Genomic DNA, 19,681 nt, shown 5'->3' on the forward strand with positions numbered 1-19,681 from the left:
CGCAAAGCGTTGTTGCAGTGCTGACGGAGCGTGCGGGATGACGACCGGCAGGCTCAATCACTCCCTGAAGGGGTGATGGCGCTGGCGGCAAGCACTCTGGCGCGCTGGCCGATGCGCTTGTTCAACGCCAGCGCAATGCAACTGAGCAGGACAAAACAGTAACCGAGGGTCGCTTGCAGGTTGCTCGGGCCCAGGCTGATCAGCGCGCTGATCAAGCCACCGCAGATGAAGATGATCGTGCTGCCGGCCGAGGCCGCCGTGCCGGCATTTTCCGGGAACAGGTCCATGGCCCGCGAGGTGGCGGCCGGGCGCGCAATGGTGGTGCCGGCGGTGCAGATCAGCATCGGCACCAGCACCGTGGCAGGCGTGAGCGCGAAGTGCTGCGAGAGCAGTAGCATCACCAGCCCCGCCAGCAGGATCAGGCTCAACCCGGCAATGATCTGTTGCGCGCAGCTGATGCGCCGGCTCAACAGTGCGGCGGCAATGCCACCAACGATATAGGCCGCCCCGTAGACCAGCAGGATCAGCGAGAACTCGGAGGCCGACAGTTGCAGTTGATCCATGAAGATCAGCGGCGAGATGACGATGAACGAGAAGTGGCAGGCAAATGCAAACGCGGAAATCAGCCAGTAGCCGACGAACTCGAAATCCCCCAGCACCCGGCGATACGCTTTGAAGAAGTTGAGGGGCGCGTTGCGCGGGGCTCGAGGTGGGTTTTCCAGAAACAACCAGGCCTTGATCAGCACCGCGGCAGCCAGTGCGGTGAACACCCAGAAACTGCCGCGCCAGCCGAGGGTGGCTTGCAGAAAGGTGCCGGCCAGTGGCGACAGCGAAATGAAGATCCCCGTCGCGGTCACCATCAGAATGCGCAAGCGGTCGCGCTCCACCCCCTCGAACAGGTCCTGAACCAGCGCCTGCGACAGCACAAAGCAGCCGCAACCCACTGCCTGCAACAGGCGCAAGGCCAGAAACAGGTTGTAGTCGTCGGTCAGGGTGCAGCCGAGCGCCCCCAGCATCGACACCGCCATGCCCGCGAGCAGCAGGCCTTTTCGCCCGATCACGTCGGAGAGCGGCCCGATCAGCAGTTGCGCGAACGCGATGCCGATGGCGAACAGGCTGATCGACAACGCAATGTCCTGCGGGGCGCTGCGAAAGTGTTCGGCCAGTGCCGGAAACGAGGGCAGCAGCACGTCCAGGGGAAACACGCCGAGCAATACCATCGCCAGCAACAGGCTCACAGCTGCGCGCCGCTGGCGCGGGCTTACTGCAGATTGTCCGTCATCCATCGATCAGTCCTGCCCTGGTAAACAGCGTGCGATTCTGTTCGCAAGCAAAGAAGCCGGCCTCGCGCAGCGCTTGCAGCGTGGCAATCGCGCCGCTGCGCGCCCTGGCCCGGTTGGCCTTGGCCGTGGCCATGCCGCCGACAATGTCTGCCACATCGCGGTCGGCAATCCCGGCCTCGCGCAGGCTCTGTTGCAGCCACTGCTCATCGACTTCGAAGAAGATCCCGATGATTTCCAGCAAGGCGCCTGCGACAAAGGTTTGCCGGCGGCTGTCCAGGCGCTGCCACAGGTAGCGGAACACGGCGGCGAAGTAACGGCTGTGGCGGGCCTCGTCACTGAGGTGGTCGCGCAGCATGTCACTGACGCTGCACACCAGACCGTCGCGACACACCTCGAGCAGTTCCCGGGCAATGATGGTTTCCGAAACGAAACCGACCACGAACCAGGCCAGCGCCCGGTGTTCCTCGCCGGTGCGGGCAATCAAAGCATTCAGGCGGGTGATCCGTCGCGGCATTCGCGGTCGCCCGGTGATGCCATAGAAGCTGGCGACCTGCTCGGCGAGCAGGCAGGAAAACAGGGCGTGATAGCCCTCGTCCGTGTAGAGCTGGAGTGCGGCGGTTTTCATCTGCGGCATGACACGGGCCGGCAGTTCGCCATGAACGATGACTTCCACCGCACGATTGACGATGCGGTGCTCGAGCAACGTGGTGTAGTCGAGGAAATGCACCAGATGATTGGCGCTCAGCCGATGCTGGACCTCGCGGCCTGCCGCGGCGATGGCCGGATGGGCGAGGTAGGGCAGGAAGGCCGGCGGGAACCAGTGGCGGGTTTGCAGTTGCTGCAACAGGTCTTCCGGCAACCGGTAGTCGTGGTTGCTGGTACGCACCGCCGCGCGGCGGTTCCAGTCGCCGAGGGTGAATGACGGCGCGCTCATGACTGACGCTGCTCGCGCAGCAGATCGTGCATCTCCCGGCACATTGCCTGGCCGTCGCTTTCGCCGCATCCGACAAAAAACAATGGCTCTTCGGCACTGTCCTGAAGCTGCAGGAGTGCCTCGACCTGGCTGTCGGCCAACGCCCCGGTCAGCCAGGTGCGCAGCCCCAGCGCCGTGGCGACCAGCTGGAAGGTCTGGGAGACATGCCCGGCTTCCACCAGCGCCATGCGATAGGCGCGTGAATGCGGGTATTTCCACCAGAGCCGGTCGAAGCGTGCGGTGATGAACAGCCCCAGCGGCAGGTTGTTGATGAAGTGCTGGCCGCAGAGCATTTGGCCGAGCGCGACATCCGGCAACGGACCGACCGGGCTCAGGCTGTGTTCGGCCGGGTGATAGGCATAGAGGCCGGGCGCCAGGCCAGCGACGTTCTGCACCAGCACGAAGCCTTCGCAGGCGTTCAGCCCGCCACCCGAGGGGCTGCTGCGCCGTGCGCCAAGCCCTGGGGCGATGCTGTCGTCGCGATCCGCGTCGCGCTCGTGCAGGTAGCCCAGGGACAGGTACAGCAAGGTGCTGACGTCGCCGAGTGCCAGGGGGCTGTCGGTGAAGCTGCGGCAGGTCTTGCGGCGCAGCAGGGCGCTGGCCAGCATGTCGTGCTTCAGCACGCCGGCAGCCGGCAGCCGGATGTGTTCGGTGGTCGTTGAGCGCCTGCTCTCGGGCGCGGCCGTGGTCAGCACTTCGTCGCAATGTTGCAGGTATTGTCGCGACCAGTCTTCAACGGATTGCGGGGGCGACTCGAAGGGGATGTCCCGGGTGCCGATGTGAAAGATCTTCGACAGTTCGTCCCAGCCCCAGTCCGGTGTTTCAATCTTCGAGCAAGTTAATATTTCCGCCGTTGCAAGTTGTGCATCGATTGTGTTGTTTTTGTCGAAGTAGTTCGGGTTTTCAATAAGTTGTGCCAGGCGCCTGGCGTATTCAGGATCAAGTTGATATTGCGTGTGGTTTTTATAGTTCCAGACAATCTGGTCCGGCGAGCGTGGCAATATGAACAAGTAAGGATTTATATGCATGAGGGCATCAGTCTCTGCAGGCAACTGGAAAAAGACGCCGGGAGGCCGGCACTTCCCGGCGTCTTCATTTACTTAGCGGGCCTTCGGGGCAACCAGAAAAGCAAGGTTGGCGATTTTGTGGGTTTCCAGAGTAACTGCTTTCATTGTATGAACTCCTTGTTCATTGATTTTGGAAGTCACCTCGTGGTGACAACTTAATCATAGTTTGTAATAAGTTAATGGCAAGGGGATATTGAGTAGGAATATTCCAGTAATTTTGTCGGAGTGATCTTTTGCTTGGAAGTATCTTGTAAGTTTTAATTTGCTATATGGAATATATAGAGAAACTTCCCACGTTTTCTTGCGAAGAAAATGTAGGTTCTGTGCGAAAACAACGAGGAGATACGGGGAGGGGGGAAACAGACGAGGAGCCCTGGGGCTCCTCGTGATACGCCATCAATCAGCTGTTGGGCAGCAGGCGGCAGGTGATGCTCTTGATGTAGCGGGTTTCGGCGATCGCCGGGTGTACCGGGTGATCCGGGCCCTGGGCGCCACGTTCCAGCAGCTGGATGTTGCGATCCAGGTGGCGGGCGCTGGTCAGCAGGATGTTCTGCAGGTCGTCTTCCGGCAGGTGCATGGAGCACGAAGCGCTGACCAGGATGCCGTCCTTGTTGAGCAGGCGCATGGCTTGCTCGTTGAGGCGACGGTAGGCGCCTTCGCCGTTCTTCATGTCTTTCTTGCGTTTGATGAACGCCGGCGGATCGGCGACGATCACGTCGAAACGCTCTTCGCTGGCCTTGAGTTCCTTCAGGGCTTCGAAGACGTCGCCTTCGATGCAGGTCATCTTGTCCGCCACGCCGTTCAGCGCGGCATTGCGTTCCACGCCGTCGAGGGCGAAGCCCGAGGCATCGACGCAAAATACTTCGCTGGCGCCGAACGCGGCAGCCTGCACGCCCCAGCCGCCGATGTAGCTGTACAGGTCGAGGACGCGCTTGCCCTTGGCGTAAGGGGCCAGGCGTGCGCGGTTCATGCGGTGGTCGTAGAACCAGCCGGTTTTCTGGCCCTGGATGACCGGCGCCTCGAATTTCACCCCGTTCTCTTCCAGCGCCACCCACTCCGGCACCAGGCCGAACACGGTTTCGACGTAGCGGTTGAGGCCTTCGGCATCACGCGCGGCGGAGTCGTTCTTGAACAGAATGCCGCTTGGCTTGAGCACCTGGGTCAGGGCGGCGATCACGTCGTCCCTGTGCGCTTCCATGGTCGCCGAAGCGATCTGCACCACCACGATGTCGCCGAAACGGTCGACCACCAGACCCGGCAACAGGTCGGAGTCACCGTAGACCAGGCGATAGAACGGCTTGTCGAACAGGCGCTCGCGCAGCGACAGGGCGACGTTCAGGCGATGCACCAGCAGCGACTTGTCCAGTTGCACCTTGATGTCGCGCGACAGCAGGCGGGCGCAGATCAGGTTGTTCGGGCTCATGGCAACGATGCCCAGCGGCTTGCCGCCGGCAGCTTCGAGGATGGCCTGGTCGCCGGCCTGGAAGCCGTGCAGCGGGGTCGCAGCGACATCGATTTCGTTGCTGTAGACCCACAGGTGACCGGCGCGCAGGCGACGGTCGGCGTTGGCTTTGAGGCGCAGGCTAGGCAGGGACATGACGTCGCTCCGAAAAAAAGAGCGGGAGTATACCGTGTTGGCGCGGGTGCCGGGATTGCCGAGCGATGAAACGCTGGTGACGCCTTCGCGAGCAGGCTCGCTCCCACCGAGGATTTGTGTCTGGCACAAGATCAATGCGGGAGCGCGCCTGTGGCGAAGGCACGCTTGAGTGCTACTCCGACAGCGCGTTGATCAGTTCCTTGTTGAACGCCGGGATGTCATCCGGCTGACGGCTGCTGATCAGGTGGCCGTCCTTGACCACTTCTTTATCGACCCAGTTGGCCCCGGCATTCACCAGGTCATCCTTGAGGGTCTTGTAGCTGGTCATGGTCTTGCCGTTGACCAGTCCGGCGGAAATCAGCAACCAGCCGCCATGGCAGATCACCGCAACCGGTTTGCCGGCGGACGTGGCGGTCTTGACCAGGTGCTGAGCGTCCTGGTCGATGCGAATGGTGTCGGAGTTCTGTACACCGCCCGGCAGGACGATCGCGTCGTACTGCTCGCTGCTGGCACCTTGAAAAGTCTGGTCGACCTGGAAGTCGTCCGCCGGCTTGTCGTGGTTCCAGCCTTTGACCTTGCCGGCCTCGGCGGAAAGGATGTCGACCTGGGCGCCGGCCTGCTCCAGTGCTTGCTTGGGACCGGTCAATTCGACCTGTTCGAAACCGTCTGTTACCAAAATGGCGACGCGTTTGCCGTTGAGGGAAGTAGCCATCGATAAGCTCCTGAGTCTGTGGGAGTTTGCCGCCGCACGGGACTCGAGCGATCCCGTGGGCACTACAGATTCCGAAGCCAGAGCGTGAATGAAAGTTCCTGACAATTGCCCACCGGTGTGTCGTCCTGCGGTTTTTAGAGGTTAGAATCGCCGCCTGTCCCAGAGTGTGTACTTATGTCCCAAGAGCTGACCACCGAACAGATTCAACAGTCCCTGCAAGGCATCAGCGTGCCGGCGCAGCCGCAGATCATGGTGGATCTGCAGATGGAGCAGTACATGCCCGACCCGGACCTGGAGGTGATCGCCAAGCTGATCTCCCAGGATCCCGGCCTGTCCGGCTCGCTGCTGAAGATCGTCAATTCGCCGTATTACGGCCTGAGCAACAAGATCACCTCGATCCAGCGCGCCGTGAACCTGCTGGGCAGCCGTTCGATCATCAACCTGATCAACGCGCAGTCGATCAAGGGCGAGATGAACGACGACACCATCGTCACCCTCAACCGTTTCTGGGACACCGCCCAGGATGTGGCGATGACCTGCCTGACCCTGGCCAAGCGCATCGGCACGCAGGCCGGCGACGAAGCCTATGCCCTGGGCCTGTTCCACGATTGCGGCGTGCCGTTGATGCTGCAGCGTTTTCCCAACTACATGTCGGTGCTGGAAACGGCCTACGCCAATGCCAGCGCCGAATGCCGAGTGGTCGATACCGAAAACAGCGAGTTCAACACCAACCATGCCGTGGTCGGTTACTACACCGCCAAGTCCTGGCGCCTGCCGGAACACGTCAGTGCGGCGATTGCCAACCACCACAACGCCCTGGCGATCTTCAGCGACGAATCGTCGCGCAACAGCCAGCTGAAAAACCTGCTGGCGATTCTGAAAATGGCCGAGCACATCTGCGCTTCGTACCGGGTCCTCGGCAATCAGAGCGAAGACTTCGAGTGGAACGCCATCGGCCCGATCGTGCTGGATTACGTCGGCCTGTCGGACTACGACTTCGAAACCCTGAAGCAGACCATTCGCGACCTCGGCGCGCATTGATTCGAGACCCCCATGCCTGAATTGCCGGAAGTCGAAACCACCCGTCGCGGCATCGCCCCGCATCTGGAAGGCCAGCGCGTCAGTCGGGTGATCGTCCGCGACCGGCGCCTGCGCTGGCCGATCCCCGAAGACCTCGATGTGCGCCTGTCCGGGCAGCGCATCGTGCTGGTCGAGCGACGCGCCAAGTACCTGCTGATCAACGCCGAAGCCGGCACACTGATCAGTCATCTGGGCATGTCGGGCAATCTGCGCCTGGTGGAAGTCGGGCTGCCGGCGCTCAAGCACGAGCACGTCGATATCGAACTGGAATCCGGGCTGGCCCTGCGCTACACCGATCCGCGCCGCTTCGGCGCGATGCTCTGGAGCAACGACCCGCTCAATCACGACTTGCTGATTCGCCTGGGACCGGAGCCGTTGACCGACCTGTTCGACGGCGAGCGGCTGTTCCAGCTGTCCCGCGGCCGCTCGATGGCGGTCAAGCCGTTCATCATGGACAACGCGGTGGTGGTGGGCGTCGGCAACATCTACGCCACCGAGGCACTGTTCGCCGCCGGCATCGATCCGCGCCGTGAGGCCGGGGGCATTTCCCGCGGGCGTTATCTGAAACTGGCGATCGAGATCAAACGCATCCTCGCCGCGGCCATCGAGCGCGGCGGCACCACGTTGCGTGACTTCATCGGCGGCGACGGCCAGCCGGGGTATTTCCAGCAGGAGCTGTTCGTGTACGGCCGCGGCGGGGAAAACTGCAAGGTCTGCGGCACCGGCCTGCGTGAAGTGAAGCTCGGTCAGCGGGCCAGTGTCTTCTGCCCGCGCTGCCAGACCTGAGGCGAAGCGGTTGAAAAGGTCCTACGGTCTATAGTGAGTTGTCTCACTGTTCAGCCCGAAGGATCGTGCCATGAAATCCCTGCAAGTCCTCGTCCTCGCCCTGCTGCTGAGCGCCAGCCTGGTCGTCCAGGCCACGGAAAGCGGCAGCGGTGATCCGCGCTACACCATCCAGAACCCACCGGCTTACGCCATGCTCGGCGATCTGCTGATTGCCCGACCGTTATTGGTGGTGGCGACGGTGATCGGGGCGGGGGCGTTTGTCGTGTCGTTGCCGTTTACCGCGTTGGGTGGCGGTGTTGGCGAGGCGGGGCAGGCGTTGGTGGTCGAACCGGCGAAGGCGGCCTTCGTGCGCTGCCTGGGATGCACGGGGGAAGGGTTCGAGCAGCGTGAGTGAGGCTCGAAAACAGCCTGCGCCAGCGCCTGCCGAGGTCGTCGACCCCATGCAGGCGCTGGCGCAGGCTGCGATCTGTTGCCGGATCAGGCCTTGCCGGTGATCTTGCGGTACTTCTCCATCAACTGTTCTTCAGTTTCCGGATGGGCTTCGTCCAGGGGAATGCAATCCACCGGGCAGACCTGCTGGCACTGCGGCTCGTCGTAGTGGCCGACGCACTGGGTGCACAGGTTCGGGTCGATCACGTAGATCTCTTCGCCTTGGGAAATGGCGGCGTTCGGGCACTCGGGTTCGCAGACGTCGCAGTTGATGCAATCGTCGGTGATGATCAGGGACATGCTAACTCCAGCCGGGGCGGCAGGCCCGGGCGCTATAAATCAATGCGCGCAATTGTGCCGCATTGGCGCCCGCAGTGCACGCGGGCGCGATCAACTGCTGCCGGGGCGCCTTGCGTGGTGGCTGCAAGACGCTCGCAGTCTGCGGCAGCGCCTACTTCTTGAAACGCAGGGTCAGGGCGTCGGCCACCGCCGGGTGGACGAACTTGCTGATATCACCGCCCAGCGCGGCGATTTCCCGGACCAGGGTCGAGGAAATGAACGAATAGCGCTCGGACGGGGTGAGGAACAGGCTTTCCACATCCGGCGCCAGCTGGCGGTTCATGTTGGCCAGCTGGAATTCGTATTCGAAGTCCGACACCGCGCGCAGGCCACGCAGGAACACATTGGCGTTCTGCTCTTTGGCAAAGTGCGCCAGCAGCGTCGAGAAGCCGACCACTTCCACGTTGGGCAGGTGCTTGGTGACCTCGCGGGCCAGCTCGACCCGTTGTTCCAGAGGGAACAGCGGATTTTTCTTGGGGCTGGCGGCGACGGCGATGATCACGTGATCGAACAGGCGCGAGGCGCGTTCGACCAGATCGCCATGGCCCTTGGTAATAGGGTCGAAGGTACCTGGGTACAACACTCGGTTCATCGCGTCGTCCTGGCGGGAATCCGTTGGGGAGTCGGATGGTATCGCAGCCGTCCCGGTCGGCCAAGTCGCCTTTTCGCTAAGAAAGCACTAGGCACGGTGGGAATATTCGGCTTTTTCACGGGTTTCTCAAGCGTTCGCCAAGGGCTGTCGCCAGTTGCGCCGTCAGACCGTAGACCGACAATTGCGGGTTGGCGCCGATGCTGGTGGGGAACAGCGAACCGTCGTGAATCGACAGGTTACGCAGTTGATGATGGCGGCCGAGGCTGTCGGTGACGGCGCTTTGCGCATCTTCGCCCATCGCGCAGCCGCCCATGACGTGGGCGCTGCCGAGCCGGGTGCGATACAGCTCCAGGCTCAGCCCGTCGATCAGAGCGCGCGCCTCGCGCAGACTGTTCACGTAGCGTGCGTCGGCGTGCATCGGCATCACGGCCCGGGCACCGCCGGCGAACTGGATCTCGGCCATGCTGTGGAACGCCCGGCGCAACCCGTCCCAGGTGTACGGCGACAGCGGGTAGTCGAGCACCGGCGAGCCGTCGCCGCGCAGTTCGACGCTGCCGCCGGGGCTGTCCGGATGAAAACCGTCGCGCAGCAGCGCCAGCATCGCGTGGGTGCGCGGCAGGTCGGCCATGTGCTGCGCGTTCTGCTCGCCGAAACCGCCGAGCAATGTCGCCGCCAGCGCCGGGTGCAGCGGTGGCACTTCGAGTTTGTAGGCCATCGGCCCCGTGGTGCCGTCCTGCCATTGGAAGTGATCCGAATAGATCGATTGCGGCGCGCCGTAGAACGGGTTGATCACCTCGTCGAAGCGCGCCGCGGACATGTTGACCAGGTGCAGGAAGGTGCGTTTGCCCAAACGTCCGTGCGGGTCCGGCGCGTCCGAGCGCAGCAGCAGGCCGGGGCTGTTGATGCCGCCACCCGCGAGCACGTAATGCCGCGCCTTGACCGTGATGCGCCGTCCGGTGGGCGCGACGCAGCGCTCATCCATGGCCACGCAGTGCAGGCCGGTCACCTGGTCGCCGCTGATCGCAAGTTTTTCCGCGCGGGCCAGATAGAGCAGTTCGCCGCCCTTTTCCAGGGTCGCCGGAATGGTCGTGACCAGCATCGATTGCTTGGCGTTGGTCGGGCAGCCCATGCCGCAATAGCCGAGGTTCCAGCAGCCGCGCACGTTGCGCGGGATCACGTGCCAGCTGTAGCCGAGCTGCTCGCAGCCTTTGCGGATCACGTCATTGTTGGCGTTGGGCGGAACCCTCCACGGTGCCACGCCGAGGCGTTGCTCCATTTTTTCGAACCACGGCGCCATGTCCGCCGGGCTGTGGCCCTTGACGTTGTGTGCCGCAGCCCAGTGTTCGAGGGTCGGCTGTGGGGTGCGGAAACTCGAGGTCCAGTTGATCAGGGTGGTGCCGCCGACCGCCCGGCCCTGGAGGATGGTGATCGCGCCATCCTTGCTCATGCGCCCGATACCTTCCTGGTAGAGGCTGCTGTAGGCCTCGGCTTCAAGCAGTTTGAAATCGCTGCTGGTCTTCAGCGGACCTTCTTCGATCAGCAGCACCTTGTAGCCGGCGGCACTGAGGATTTCCGCCGTGGTGCCGCCGCCGGCGCCGCTGCCGATGATCGCCACGTCCGCTTCCAGCGTCAGGTCGTCGCTCAGTTGTGCGCCGTTGTAGGTTTTCCAGCCACGGGCGAGGCCTTCGCGGAACAGGTCGGGAACGGGCATCGATCAGCTTCTCTTTATTATTTTGGGATGCAGGGCGGGGCCGGGCAGTGCCTAAACAGCCGGCGGGCCGGGGTAGCCGCAATGGGCCCAGGACTCGGCGCGGGTGTACCAGGCCATCATCACCATCTGCTGCAGGGAGCTGTGACCCATGCGCAACAGGCTCAGCGAGCTGTTCTGCCAGCGGGCGAGGAAGTCGCGCAGGGCCTGGGCACTGGCGTTTTCCCAACTGCCCCAGATACCGGTCAGCGGCCCGCGCGTCACGGCCATGCCCAGCACATCGAACAGTTGGCGGGTGAGTTTGAGCATTTCCGGCGACAGGTGATCGAGGCTGGCATCCAGCGACTGCAGCGTGGCGTCGACCGCCGCAGGCATCTGCCCGTTGGCGACGGCACCGTCGAGCATGATCGGGATCAGTGCCCGCAGAAACAGCAGGTCAGCGCTGCGCAACGTGGCGAAGCCAGTGGCCGCCACGTTGGACGAGCAGCCGCTGAGGCTGGCGCCGAGCCCGGCGGTGGCGAGGAACGCCGTCGCGCCAAGGCTCAGTTGCAGCAGGCCACGGCGCGACAGGGCAGGTGTTTCGGTCAGGCTTGGGTGCATTGTTGTTATTACCCGGCGGTGACGTTAACGAATGAACAGCTTCTGGATCAGTTTCTGGATCGATTTGCCGTATGGCGGATAGATCAGTTTCGCCGCATTGAAGCGCTGCTTGACCAATACACCCTTGGCCTTGCTGAACGTCAGGAAGCCTTCGTGGCCATGGTAATGACCCATGCCCGACGGCCCGACGCCGCCAAACGGCAGGTCGTCCTGGGCGACATGCAGCAGCGTGTCGTTGAGGCACACGCCGCCGGAATGGGTTTCGTCCAGTACGCGCTGCTGTTCACGTTTGTCGTAGCCGAAGTAGTAAAGAGCCAGAGGACGTGGCCGCTGATTGATGTAAGAAAATGCCTGATCCAGGTCGTGGTAAGGCACGATCGGCAGCAACGGACCGAAGATTTCGTCCTGCATCACCGTCATTTCATCGCTGACATTCAGCAACAGGCTGTGCGGCATGCGCCGGCCCTGGCCCTGGTCGAACAGCGGAATCAACAGCGCGCCCTTGCTGGTGGCGTCGCTCAGATAGCCGTTGAGCCGCGCCAGTTGGCGCTCGTTGATGATAGCGGTGTAGTCCGGGTTGTCGGCGAGTGTTGGATAAAACCCGCGCACGGCCTGGCGATAGGCCTCGACGAAGGCGCCGACGCGGTCTTCCGGCACCAGCACGTAATCCGGGGCGACGCAGGTCTGCCCGGCGTTCAGCGTCTTGCCGAAGGCGATGCGTTCGGCGGCGTCCTTGAGCGGCACGTCACGGGAGACGATGGCCGGGGATTTGCCGCCCAGTTCGAGGGTCACCGGGGTGAGGTTTTCCGCCGCCGCGCGCATCACGTGCCTGCCGATGCTGGTGGCGCCGGTGAACAGCAGGTGGTCGAAGCGCAGGCGCGAAAACGCAACGCCGATGTCGGCCTCGCCGAGCACCACGCAGACCAGGTCTTCGGGGAATATTCGCGCCAGCAGTTGCTTGAGCAGCAGGCCGGTGGCCGGGGTCGATTCACTGAGCTTGAGCATCACCCGGTTGCCTGCCGACAGGGCACCGACCAGCGGCCCGATGGCCAGGAACAACGGGTAGTTCCACGGTACGATGACGCCGACCACGCCCAGCGGCTGGTACACCACTTTCGCCGATGCCGGCTGAAACGCAATGCCGACCTTGCGCCGCGAAGGTTTCATCCATTGCTTGAGGTGGCGGCTGGCGTAATGGATGCCGTGCAGGCTCGGCATCAGCTCGGCGAGCAGGGTTTCGTCGGCGCTGCGGTGGCTGAAATCGGCGCTGATCGCCTCGATCAAAGCCTGGCGTTCGTTGCTCAACAAATCGGCCAGGGCCTTGAGCCATTGCTGGCGCTGGGCAGCGGGCGGCAGCGGGTTGGCGGCGTAGGCGGCCCGTTGCGCCTGGAACAGCCGATCAAGCTCCTCCAACGGCTGTTGCAGCGTTTGCAGGTAGGCGATATCGGCAGTCATCGGCGGCTCCGGATTTGTCGTTGTGAGGAACTTTTTAGAGTCTATGCTCTAGAAAGTCAAATGACTTCCTTGCGCGTGATGGTTTTCTCCATTTCCGGATAGGTCGTAAGATGCCCCTCAACGCACTCTGAATTAAAGCTCAAGCCATGGCCCCACGGATCAAAACCAGCGAGCGCATCGTGCAGAACAGCCTAGAGCTGTTCAATCAGCAGGGCGAGCGCAGCATCAGCACCAATCACATTGCCGCCCACATGGAGATTTCTCCGGGCAATCTGTACTACCACTTCCCCAACAAGCAGGCGATCATCGCCGTGCTGTTCAGTGAGTACGAAAGCCTTGTGGACAGCTTCCTGCGGCCGCCCCAGGGGCGTGCCGCGACGGTGGAAGACAAGCGCTTCTATCTCAAGGAACTGCTGTCGGCGATGTGGCGCTACCGTTTCCTGCACCGCGACCTCGAGCACCTGCTCGACAGCGACCCGGATCTGGCCGGGCGTTACCGGCGCTTTTCCCAACGCTGCGTGATTCAGGGCGCGGCGATCTACGAAGGTTTCGTCGCGGCCGGGATCCTGAAAATGGATCGCGTGCAGATCGAATCCCTGACCCTCAACGCCTGGATCATCCTCACCTCGTGGGTACGCTTTCTGTGCACCACCCGCGAGAACTCCAACCACCTCAGCGAGCAGGCCATTAAACGCGGCGTGTATCAGGTGCTGGTGCTGGAGGCCGGGTTCGTCACCGACCAGGCGCGCGATGCGGTCAACGCCTTGTTCGAGGAGTTCTATGTGCCGCTGGCCCAGGCGCTCGAAGAAAGGTCCTAATCCATTTCCTACAGGAGTCGTCCGTTATGCCGATTGCGCAACTGATCAGCCCGCAGGCGCTGCATGCCCGCCAGGAGCAGCCGGGGCTGGTGATTGTCGATTGCCGCTTTGCCCTCGAAGATCCGGATTACGGCCAGCGCAGCTACGCCGAGGGGCACATCGCCGGGGCGAGCTTCGCCGATCTGGAGCGCGACCTCAGTGGCAAGCTGATCAAGGGCGTGACCGGACGGCATCCGCTGCCGGAGCCGGCGGCGCTGATCGAGCGCCTGCAAGCCTTCGGCATCAACGCCGACAGCGACGTGGTGCTGTATGACGACGGCCCTGGTGCTTACGCGGCGCGGGCCTGGTGGCTGCTGGCGTGGCTGGGCAAGCGCGACGGGGTGTTCATCCTCGATGGCGGCCTCAAGGCCTGGCATACGGCCGGGCTGCCGTTGAGCCTGGACCCGCCGGCCGTGGCCCGTGGCACCTTCAGCGGCCAGCCGGACATGAGCCTGCTGCTCAGCGCCGAGCAACTGCAGCAGCGTCTCGGCCAACCGGCCCTGACCTTGCTCGATGCCCGCGCCTTGCCGCGCTTCAAGGGCGAAGTGGAACCGATCGACCCTATCGCCGGGCACATTCCCGGCGCCCAGTGCGCGGCGTTCACCGACAACCTCGGCAGCGACGGCAGATTCCTCCCGGCCGAGCAGCTCAAGCAGCGCTTCGCGGCGAAGCTCGGCGCCCGTTCGCCGGCGGACCTGGTGGCCTACTGCGGTTCCGGCGTGACGGCCTGCCACAACCTGTTCGCCCTGTGCCTGGCGGGTTATCCGTTGGGTGCGCTGTATGCCGGGTCGTGGAGTGAGTGGATCAACGAGCCGGCGCGGGGCATCGCCACCGGCGAGTGAACCGTCACTCGCTCAGGCGGGCATTGCGGTACGCCGCCGGCCCGACGCCGTAAACCTGCTTGAACTGCCGGCTCAGATGGCTCTGGTCGGCAAAGCCCAGTTGCATGGCCACTTCCACCGGCAGGCAACCGCTCTGCAACAGACCGCGCGCGGTGGCGATGCGTTGCTGCATCAGCCAGGTGTGCGGCGGCATGCCGGTGGCGCGCCGGAACACCCGGGCAAAGTGGAACGGCGACAGGCTCACCGCGGCCGCCAGTTCCTCCAGCGACGGTGGCGCGGCCAGTTGCGCCCGCAGCAGCTCCTTGGCCATCAGCACCGCGCGGTGTTCCTTGCCCGGTTTGCCCTTGATCTGCACGGCCGCGTGGCGCTGCAACAGCAGCATCATCATCTCGCGCCACACCGTCTGCTGTTGCAGGGCGGTGGCGGGGCTTTCCAGCAAGCGATGCAACTGACAGAACCCGTTGACCAGGTCGGGGTCGCGGTACAGCGTTGCGCCGAACGCCGGCAGCGGCGCGGTGGGCAATTCCAGTTCCTCGAGCAGCCCGACGATCTGCCCGGTGTCGGGATAAAACGCTCGGTACTGCCAGCCGTCCTCGGTGCCCTTGTGCCCGGTGTGCAGTTCGTCGGGGTTGATCAGCACCAGCGTGCCGCTGCCCGCCAGGTGCTCGGCGCCGCGATAGCGGTAGCGCTGGGCACCGGCCATGATCATGCCGATCACGTATCCGTCGTGGACATGCGGGGCGAAGCGATGCTCGATGTAGCGCGCCGCCAGCAATTCGACCCCGGCCAGCGGCGCCGTCTGCCAGAAGCGGATCGATTCGCCCTGGTCGCTCATGGCCTCACCCGCGTCCCGCGCTGGCCAGCCACTGCGGTATGCGCCGTTCCAGGTAGTAACCCGGCTGACGCAGCGAGCCATCGACGAAGCCGACGTGACCGCCCCTGGCCTGCAGTTCGAACGTCGTCGACGCCGACAGCTCGCTGGCCGCTGGCAGGCTGTGCGGGAACACGAACGGATCGTCCGCCGCCTGGATGATCAGGGTCGGCGTGCGGATCTCGCCGAGAAAGTACCGGCTGGAGGCGCGGCGATAGTAATCCTCGGCGTCGCTGAAGCCGTGCAATGGCGCGGTCACGCGGCCATCGAAATCCCAGAAGGTGCGCATGTTCTCCAGTGAGCCGAGCGCCGCCAGTGCCGCGAGCCCGTCCTCACGGCCGTCATGCTGGAACTGGCGCTGCTTGTTCTTGATGTAGGCGACCATCTCGCGCATGAAGTGCGCCTGATAGACCTTGGAAAACCCCTGGCCGATGCGGTCGGCGCACTGGTCGAGACGAAACGGCACCGACACCGCCACCGCGCCGCACACGCCGCTGGCGCTGCCGGTTTCGCCCAGATGCTTGAGCAACACGTTGCCGCCCAGGGAATAACCCACCGCGTACAACGGTGCCAACGGCCGTTTGGCGCGCAGGTGCCTGATGGTTTCGGCGAGGTCTTCGCTGGCGCCGGAGTGGTAGCTGCGCGGCAGCAGGTTCGGCTCGCCGGAGCAGCCGCGCCAGTTCAGCGCGACACTGGCCCAGCCCTGGGCGGCCAGTGCGGCCTGGATGCCGGCGACGTAGGGCGAGTTCGACGAGCCGGTCAGCCCGTGCAGCACCAGCACCAGAGGCGCCTCGGCACTGTGTGGGCCATGCCAGTCGAGGTCGAGGAAATCACCGTCCTCGAGCCACAGCCGTTCGCGCTCGCGCTCCAGGTGCACGGTTTTGCGCCACAGTGGGCCCCACAGGGTCTGCAGGTGCGGATTGCCGAGGCCGAAGGCGGGGATGAAAGGTTCTGACGAAGCGCGCACGATTGCTCTCGATACAGCGCGGCGCCGTCCGCAGGCCACGCCGCTTGTTCAGGCCGGTGGGTTAACCGGCGATCTCTGCCATACGCTGCCACAGCGCGTAGTACACCCGCCCGGATTTCTGCTCGCGGTGCAGGCGCCAGTTGCCCGGCAGGCCGAGGGTCGATGGCGCGGTCTCGCTTTCAGTGTAGATCCACGCGTCCGGCGCCAGCCACTGGCGCTCTTCCAGCAGCGTGCAGACTTCCGGTAGCAGGTTCTGGTTGAACGGCGGGTCGAGAAACACCAGATCGAACGGCGTGGCGACCTGGGTTTGCAGATAACGCAGCGCGTCGGCGGTCTGCACCTGGCCGGTGGTGCAGCGCAGGGTGCCGAGGTGTTCCTTCAGGCTCGACACCGCGACATGGCTGGCGTCCAGTGCCTGGCCCATGGCCGCGCCACGGGACAGCGCTTCGAGAAACAGCGCGCCGCTGCCGGCGAACGGGTCGAGCACCTTGGCCCCGGCCACGTACGGCGCGAGCCAGTTGAACAGGGTTTCGCGAACCCGGTCCGGCGTCGGCCGCAGCCCCGGGGCGTCGGGGAAGCTCAGTTTGCGGCTGCGCCATTCGCCGCCGATGATGCGCAGTTGATTGACGCCATTGTGCAATTTTTGCGCAGGCTTTTTCGGGCTGGCCATTAATGCTCCGGAACCCCGAGCGGCTGCTCGGCAGGTTTATCAGATGGGGCCGGTAACGGCTTTTGCGGCACGGTCGGGCCAGCGGTGACGATGACCAGTTTGTCCGTGCTCAAGTGTTGGTTCAGGGCAGCCTTGACCTGTTCGACGGTCAGGCTCTGGGACTGCCGCATGAAGTCATCCAGGTAGCTCAGCGGCAGGTTGTAGAAACCCATGGCGCCGAGCTGGCCGACGATATCGGCGTTGCTCGCGGTGGACAGCGGGAAGCTGCCGGCCAGTTCGCGCTTGGCGTCGTCGAGTTCTTTCTGCGTCGGCCCGGTCCTGAGGTAATCGGCGAGCACGTCCTGCACCAGTTTCAGGGTGCCTTCGCTCATTTCCGCGCGGGTCTGCAGGTTGATCATGAACGGCCCGCGGGCCTGCATCGGGCTGAACGCCGAATACACGCCGTAGGCCAGGCCACGTTTCTCGCGCACTTCACTCATCAGGCGAGTGCCGAAACCGCCGCCACCGAGGATCTGGTTGCCCAGCGACAGCGCGGCGTAGTCCGGGTCGTCCCGGTCGATGCCCAGTTGCGCGAGCATCAGGTTGGTCTGCTTCGACGGGAATTCGATATGGCCGATGCTGGCCTGCGGTTCCTCGGGCGAGGCGATTTTCGCCAGCGCCGGGCCTTTCGGCAGGGCGGCGGACACCTGATTGGCAATCGTCTCGGCCTCGGCCCGCGACAGATCGCCGACCAGCGCAATCACGGTGTTGCCGGCGGCGTACGCCTTGGCGTGGAATTCGCGCAGCTGCGCCAGAGTGATTTTCGGCACGCTCTGTGCGCTGCCATCGCTGGAATGCGCGTAAGGATGCTCGCCGTACAGGCGTTTCATCAGCTCGAGGCTGGCGAGTTTGCCCGGGTTCTGCTTCTGGTATTCGAAGCCGGCGAGCATCTGGTTCTTGATGCGTGCGAAGGAATCGGCGGGGAAGGTCGGTTTGCCGACGACTTCGGAGAACAGCTGCAGGGCCGGTTCGCGTTTGTCGGCGGCACTCAGGCTGCGCAGCGAGGCGATGGCCATGTCCTTGAAGGCGCCGTTGCCGAAGTCCGCACCGAGGCCTTCGAAGCCCTGGGCGATGGCGCCGACGTCCTTGCCGGCCACGCCCTCGTTGAGCATGGCGTTGGTCAGCAGGGCCAGGCCCGGCGCGTTGCCGTCCTGGCTGCTGCCGGCGGCGAAGATCAGGCGCATGTCGAACATCGGCAGCTCGCGTGCCTCGACGAACAGCACCTTGGCGCCTTCGGCGGTGTGCCAGGTCTGCACGTCGAGCTTGCGACTGCTTGGCGCCTTGCCGTCGAGTTCGGCCAGGGACTGCAGTTTCTGGCTGGTCTTGGCGTTATCCAGCGCTTCGCTGGCCTTGCTGTTGTCGCTCGGCGCCAGGTAGAACGCGGCGGCGCCGATCACCGCCACGGCCACCAGGCCGAGCAGCAACAGGCGTGGGGTTTTGCGCTCACTCATGAGGCGTCTCCTCTGGCAGGACATGGGCGACGCTGAGACGTTCGCGGGTGAAGTACAGCCTGGCGGCGTTCTGGATGTCCTGCGGGGTGACGCTTTCCAGATCGGCCAGTTCGGTGTCCATCAGCTTCCACGACAGACCGACGGTTTCCAGTTGTCCGATAGCGGTGGCCTGGCTGGTGATCGAATCGCGCTCGAACACCAGGCCGGCGATCACCTGGGCGCGCACGCGCTCCAGCTCTGCGGCGGACGGTGCGGTGGTTTTCAGTTGTTCGAGGAGTTTCCACAGCCCGGCTTCGGCCTGGGCCATGGTTTTCTTCTTCTGCGTGTTCGGCGTGGCCGAGAGGGTGAACAGGCTGTCGCCACGGGTGTAGGCGTCGTAGCTCGACGAGCCACCGGACACCAGCTCTTCGCCGCGCTCCAGTTGCGTCGGGATGCGACCGCTGTAGCCGCCGTCGAGCAGGGCCGAGATCAGCCGCAGGGCATTGACCGAGCGCTTGTCTTCAGCCGTGGCGAGGCTCGGCACATTGAAGCCGAGCATCAGGCTCGGCAATTGCGTCTGCACGTGCAGGGTGATCTGCCGTTCGCCGGGCTCGGCCAGCTCCAGGGGGATCTTCGCCGCCGGCACGTCTCGTTTCGGGATCGGCCCGAAGTAGCGCTGGGCGAGGGCTTTCACTTCATCCGGGGTGACGTCGCCGACCACCACCAGGGTGGCGTTGTTCGGCACATACCAGGACTGATACCAGTGGCGCAGTTCCTCGACCTTCATCCGGTCGAGGTCGGCCATCCAGCCGATGGTCGGCGTGTGATAGCCGCTGGCGGGATAGGCCATCGCCTTGTAGCGCTCGTAGGCCTTGGACATCGGCTTGTCGTCGGTGCGCAGGCGCCGTTCTTCCTTGATGACTTCGATTTCCTTAGCGAACTCGTCGGCCGGCAGGCGCAGGTTGGCCATGCGGTCGGCTTCCAGTTCGAACGCCACGCCCAGGCGATCGCGGGCCAGCACCTGGTAATACGCGGTGAAGTCATCACTGGTGAAGGCGTTCTCTTCGGCGCCGAGGTCGCGCAGGATCAGCGACGCTTCGCCGGGGCCGACTTTTTCGCTGCCCTTGAACATCATGTGTTCGAGGGCGTGGGACAGTCCGGTCTGGCCCGGGGTTTCGTAGCTGGAGCCGACCTTGTACCAGACCTGCGAGACCACCACGGGGGCGCGATGGTCTTCGCGCACGACGACTTTCAAGCCGTTGTCGAGGGTGAATTCGTGGGTCGGTTGCGGGTCGGCCGCCAGGGCCGAAAGTGGCAGGCAGACTGTGCTGAGCAGCAGGCCTGCAGCGCGGCGGGCTAGAGCATTCATTCGTTTTTTAACCTG

At 64.0% G+C, this 19,681-nt stretch carries 20 protein-coding genes; 5 read left to right on the forward strand and 15 right to left on the reverse strand.

Translation table 11 applies throughout. The features are described 5' to 3' along the window. Window positions 1-53: 53 nt before the first annotated feature. The 5 genes from QRN70_RS17140 to QRN70_RS17160 all read right to left on the reverse strand — a co-directional run bounded on the left by QRN70_RS17140 (window position 54) and on the right by QRN70_RS17160 (window position 5,632). Window positions 54-1,286, reverse strand: coding sequence for an MFS transporter (locus QRN70_RS17140; RefSeq protein WP_285419136.1), 1,233 nt, complete (start codon window positions 1,284-1,286; stop codon window positions 54-56). Continuing rightward, window positions 1,279-2,217 carry a diiron oxygenase gene (locus tag QRN70_RS17145; RefSeq protein ID WP_285419137.1) on the reverse strand — a complete coding sequence of 313 codons (939 nt, stop codon included), beginning with the start codon at window positions 2,215-2,217 and terminating at the stop codon, window positions 1,279-1,281. The genes QRN70_RS17140 and QRN70_RS17145 overlap by 8 nt, the downstream gene beginning before the upstream one ends. Beyond that, window positions 2,214-3,284 (reverse strand): SagB family peptide dehydrogenase, encoded by a 1,071-nt coding sequence (locus QRN70_RS17150; RefSeq protein WP_285419138.1) that lies wholly within the window; start codon window positions 3,282-3,284, stop codon window positions 2,214-2,216. The genes QRN70_RS17145 and QRN70_RS17150 overlap by 4 nt, the downstream gene beginning before the upstream one ends. Window positions 3,285-3,723: 439 nt before the next feature. Next, window positions 3,724-4,920 (reverse strand): class I SAM-dependent rRNA methyltransferase, encoded by a 1,197-nt coding sequence (locus QRN70_RS17155; RefSeq protein WP_285419139.1) that lies wholly within the window; start codon window positions 4,918-4,920, stop codon window positions 3,724-3,726. A gap of 172 nt (window positions 4,921-5,092) precedes the next feature. Beyond that, a complete protein-coding gene (locus QRN70_RS17160) occupies window positions 5,093-5,632 on the reverse strand; it encodes a type 1 glutamine amidotransferase domain-containing protein (RefSeq protein WP_285419140.1) in 540 nt (179 codons plus the stop codon). A 228-nt stretch (window positions 5,633-5,860) separates the two neighbouring features. On the opposite strand from QRN70_RS17160, the gene QRN70_RS17165 reads away from it, so the two are divergent. The 3 genes from QRN70_RS17165 (at window position 5,861) to QRN70_RS17175 (ending at window position 7,892) form a co-directional block, all read left to right on the forward strand. Beyond that, window positions 5,861-6,673, forward strand: coding sequence for an HDOD domain-containing protein (locus tag QRN70_RS17165; RefSeq protein WP_285419370.1), 813 nt, complete (start codon window positions 5,861-5,863; stop codon window positions 6,671-6,673). 12 nt (window positions 6,674-6,685) lie between these two features. Further along, window positions 6,686-7,498 carry a bifunctional DNA-formamidopyrimidine glycosylase/DNA-(apurinic or apyrimidinic site) lyase gene (gene mutM, locus QRN70_RS17170; protein ID WP_285419141.1) on the forward strand — a complete coding sequence of 271 codons (813 nt, stop codon included), beginning with the start codon at window positions 6,686-6,688 and terminating at the stop codon, window positions 7,496-7,498. A 70-nt stretch (window positions 7,499-7,568) separates the two neighbouring features. Then, window positions 7,569-7,892 (forward strand): multidrug transporter, encoded by a 324-nt coding sequence (locus tag QRN70_RS17175; protein ID WP_285419142.1) that lies wholly within the window; start codon window positions 7,569-7,571, stop codon window positions 7,890-7,892. 83 nt (window positions 7,893-7,975) lie between these two features. Here the strand turns inward: QRN70_RS17175 and QRN70_RS17180 are convergent, their stop codons facing one another. From QRN70_RS17180 to QRN70_RS17200, 5 genes are all read right to left on the reverse strand, one after another. Further along, a complete protein-coding gene (locus QRN70_RS17180) occupies window positions 7,976-8,227 on the reverse strand; it encodes a YfhL family 4Fe-4S dicluster ferredoxin (RefSeq protein ID WP_003195146.1) in 252 nt (83 codons plus the stop codon). Window positions 8,228-8,378: 151 nt separating this feature from the next. Next, window positions 8,379-8,858 (reverse strand): pantetheine-phosphate adenylyltransferase, encoded by a 480-nt coding sequence (coaD, locus tag QRN70_RS17185; protein ID WP_003229157.1) that lies wholly within the window; start codon window positions 8,856-8,858, stop codon window positions 8,379-8,381. Window positions 8,859-8,973: 115 nt separating this feature from the next. Then, on the reverse strand, window positions 8,974-10,569 hold the full coding sequence (locus tag QRN70_RS17190; RefSeq protein WP_285419143.1) for a GMC family oxidoreductase: 1,596 nt from the start codon (window positions 10,567-10,569) through the stop codon (window positions 8,974-8,976). 51 nt (window positions 10,570-10,620) lie between these two features. Then, window positions 10,621-11,166 (reverse strand): twin-arginine translocation pathway signal protein, encoded by a 546-nt coding sequence (locus tag QRN70_RS17195; RefSeq protein WP_285419144.1) that lies wholly within the window; start codon window positions 11,164-11,166, stop codon window positions 10,621-10,623. A 24-nt stretch (window positions 11,167-11,190) separates the two neighbouring features. Beyond that, entirely contained in the window at window positions 11,191-12,621 is a 1,431-nt protein-coding gene (locus QRN70_RS17200; protein WP_285419145.1) for a coniferyl aldehyde dehydrogenase, read from the reverse strand. A 146-nt stretch (window positions 12,622-12,767) separates the two neighbouring features. Between QRN70_RS17200 and QRN70_RS17205 the strand changes: the two genes are divergently transcribed. Further along, window positions 12,768-13,439: a TetR/AcrR family transcriptional regulator gene (locus QRN70_RS17205; RefSeq protein ID WP_285419146.1), complete on the forward strand. Its 672-nt coding sequence runs from the start codon at window positions 12,768-12,770 to the stop codon at window positions 13,437-13,439. Between the two features lie 26 nt (window positions 13,440-13,465). Continuing rightward, the gene (locus QRN70_RS17210; RefSeq protein ID WP_285419147.1) at window positions 13,466-14,320 is read left to right on the forward strand and encodes a sulfurtransferase; all 855 of its coding nucleotides are present in this window, start codon (window positions 13,466-13,468) and stop codon (window positions 14,318-14,320) included. Window positions 14,321-14,324: 4 nt separating this feature from the next. Here QRN70_RS17210 and QRN70_RS17215 read toward each other — a convergent pair whose 3' ends face one another. The 5 genes from QRN70_RS17215 to QRN70_RS17235 form a co-directional block, all read right to left on the reverse strand. Further along, a complete protein-coding gene (locus QRN70_RS17215; RefSeq protein WP_285419148.1) occupies window positions 14,325-15,155 on the reverse strand; it encodes an AraC family transcriptional regulator in 831 nt (276 codons plus the stop codon). Between the two features lie 4 nt (window positions 15,156-15,159). Continuing rightward, window positions 15,160-16,158: a hydrolase gene (locus QRN70_RS17220; protein ID WP_285419149.1), complete on the reverse strand. Its 999-nt coding sequence runs from the start codon at window positions 16,156-16,158 to the stop codon at window positions 15,160-15,162. 61 nt (window positions 16,159-16,219) lie between these two features. Then, on the reverse strand, window positions 16,220-16,828 hold the full coding sequence (rsmD, locus tag QRN70_RS17225) for a 16S rRNA (guanine(966)-N(2))-methyltransferase RsmD (protein ID WP_285419150.1): 609 nt from the start codon (window positions 16,826-16,828) through the stop codon (window positions 16,220-16,222). Then, complete coding sequence (locus QRN70_RS17230; protein WP_285419151.1) at window positions 16,828-18,318, reverse strand: M16 family metallopeptidase; 1,491 nt, start codon at window positions 18,316-18,318, stop codon at window positions 16,828-16,830. The genes rsmD and QRN70_RS17230 overlap by 1 nt, the downstream gene beginning before the upstream one ends. After that, window positions 18,311-19,666, reverse strand: a complete 1,356-nt coding sequence (locus tag QRN70_RS17235) for a M16 family metallopeptidase (protein ID WP_285419152.1) — start codon at window positions 19,664-19,666, stop codon at window positions 18,311-18,313. Before QRN70_RS17235 ends, QRN70_RS17230 begins: the two co-directional genes overlap by 8 nt. Window positions 19,667-19,681: the final 15 nt, after the last annotated feature.

It is taken from the genome of Pseudomonas sp. efr-133-TYG-5 (assembly GCF_030209175.1).
Lineage (GTDB): Bacteria > Pseudomonadota > Gammaproteobacteria > Pseudomonadales > Pseudomonadaceae > Aquipseudomonas.

Excerpts from the sequence above, each read along its gene's own strand:
- QRN70_RS17175 (WP_285419142.1), top strand. The coding sequence starts at position 7,569 with ATGAAATCCCTGCAAGTCCTCGTCCTCGCCCTGCTGCTGAGCGCCAGC.
- QRN70_RS17215 (WP_285419148.1), bottom strand. The coding sequence starts at position 15,155 with ATGAGCGACCAGGGCGAATCGATCCGCTTCTGGCAGACGGCGCCGCTG.
- rsmD (WP_285419150.1), bottom strand. The coding sequence starts at position 16,828 with ATGGCCAGCCCGAAAAAGCCTGCGCAAAAATTGCACAATGGCGTCAAT.
- QRN70_RS17210 (WP_285419147.1), top strand. The coding sequence starts at position 13,466 with ATGCCGATTGCGCAACTGATCAGCCCGCAGGCGCTGCATGCCCGCCAG.
- QRN70_RS17160 (WP_285419140.1), bottom strand. The coding sequence starts at position 5,632 with ATGGCTACTTCCCTCAACGGCAAACGCGTCGCCATTTTGGTAACAGAC.
- QRN70_RS17140 (WP_285419136.1), bottom strand. The coding sequence starts at position 1,286 with ATGGATGACGGACAATCTGCAGTAAGCCCGCGCCAGCGGCGCGCAGCT.
- QRN70_RS17230 (WP_285419151.1), bottom strand. The coding sequence starts at position 18,318 with ATGAGTGAGCGCAAAACCCCACGCCTGTTGCTGCTCGGCCTGGTGGCC.
- QRN70_RS17145 (WP_285419137.1), bottom strand. The coding sequence starts at position 2,217 with ATGAGCGCGCCGTCATTCACCCTCGGCGACTGGAACCGCCGCGCGGCG.
- mutM (WP_285419141.1), top strand. The coding sequence starts at position 6,686 with ATGCCTGAATTGCCGGAAGTCGAAACCACCCGTCGCGGCATCGCCCCG.
- QRN70_RS17155 (WP_285419139.1), bottom strand. The coding sequence starts at position 4,920 with ATGTCCCTGCCTAGCCTGCGCCTCAAAGCCAACGCCGACCGTCGCCTG.
- coaD (WP_003229157.1), bottom strand. The coding sequence starts at position 8,858 with ATGAACCGAGTGTTGTACCCAGGTACCTTCGACCCTATTACCAAGGGC.
- QRN70_RS17205 (WP_285419146.1), top strand. The coding sequence starts at position 12,768 with ATGGCCCCACGGATCAAAACCAGCGAGCGCATCGTGCAGAACAGCCTA.
- QRN70_RS17235 (WP_285419152.1), bottom strand. The coding sequence starts at position 19,666 with ATGAATGCTCTAGCCCGCCGCGCTGCAGGCCTGCTGCTCAGCACAGTC.
- QRN70_RS17190 (WP_285419143.1), bottom strand. The coding sequence starts at position 10,569 with ATGCCCGTTCCCGACCTGTTCCGCGAAGGCCTCGCCCGTGGCTGGAAA.
- QRN70_RS17180 (WP_003195146.1), bottom strand. The coding sequence starts at position 8,227 with ATGTCCCTGATCATCACCGACGATTGCATCAACTGCGACGTCTGCGAA.
- QRN70_RS17195 (WP_285419144.1), bottom strand. The coding sequence starts at position 11,166 with ATGCACCCAAGCCTGACCGAAACACCTGCCCTGTCGCGCCGTGGCCTG.
- QRN70_RS17200 (WP_285419145.1), bottom strand. The coding sequence starts at position 12,621 with ATGACTGCCGATATCGCCTACCTGCAAACGCTGCAACAGCCGTTGGAG.
- QRN70_RS17150 (WP_285419138.1), bottom strand. The coding sequence starts at position 3,284 with ATGCATATAAATCCTTACTTGTTCATATTGCCACGCTCGCCGGACCAG.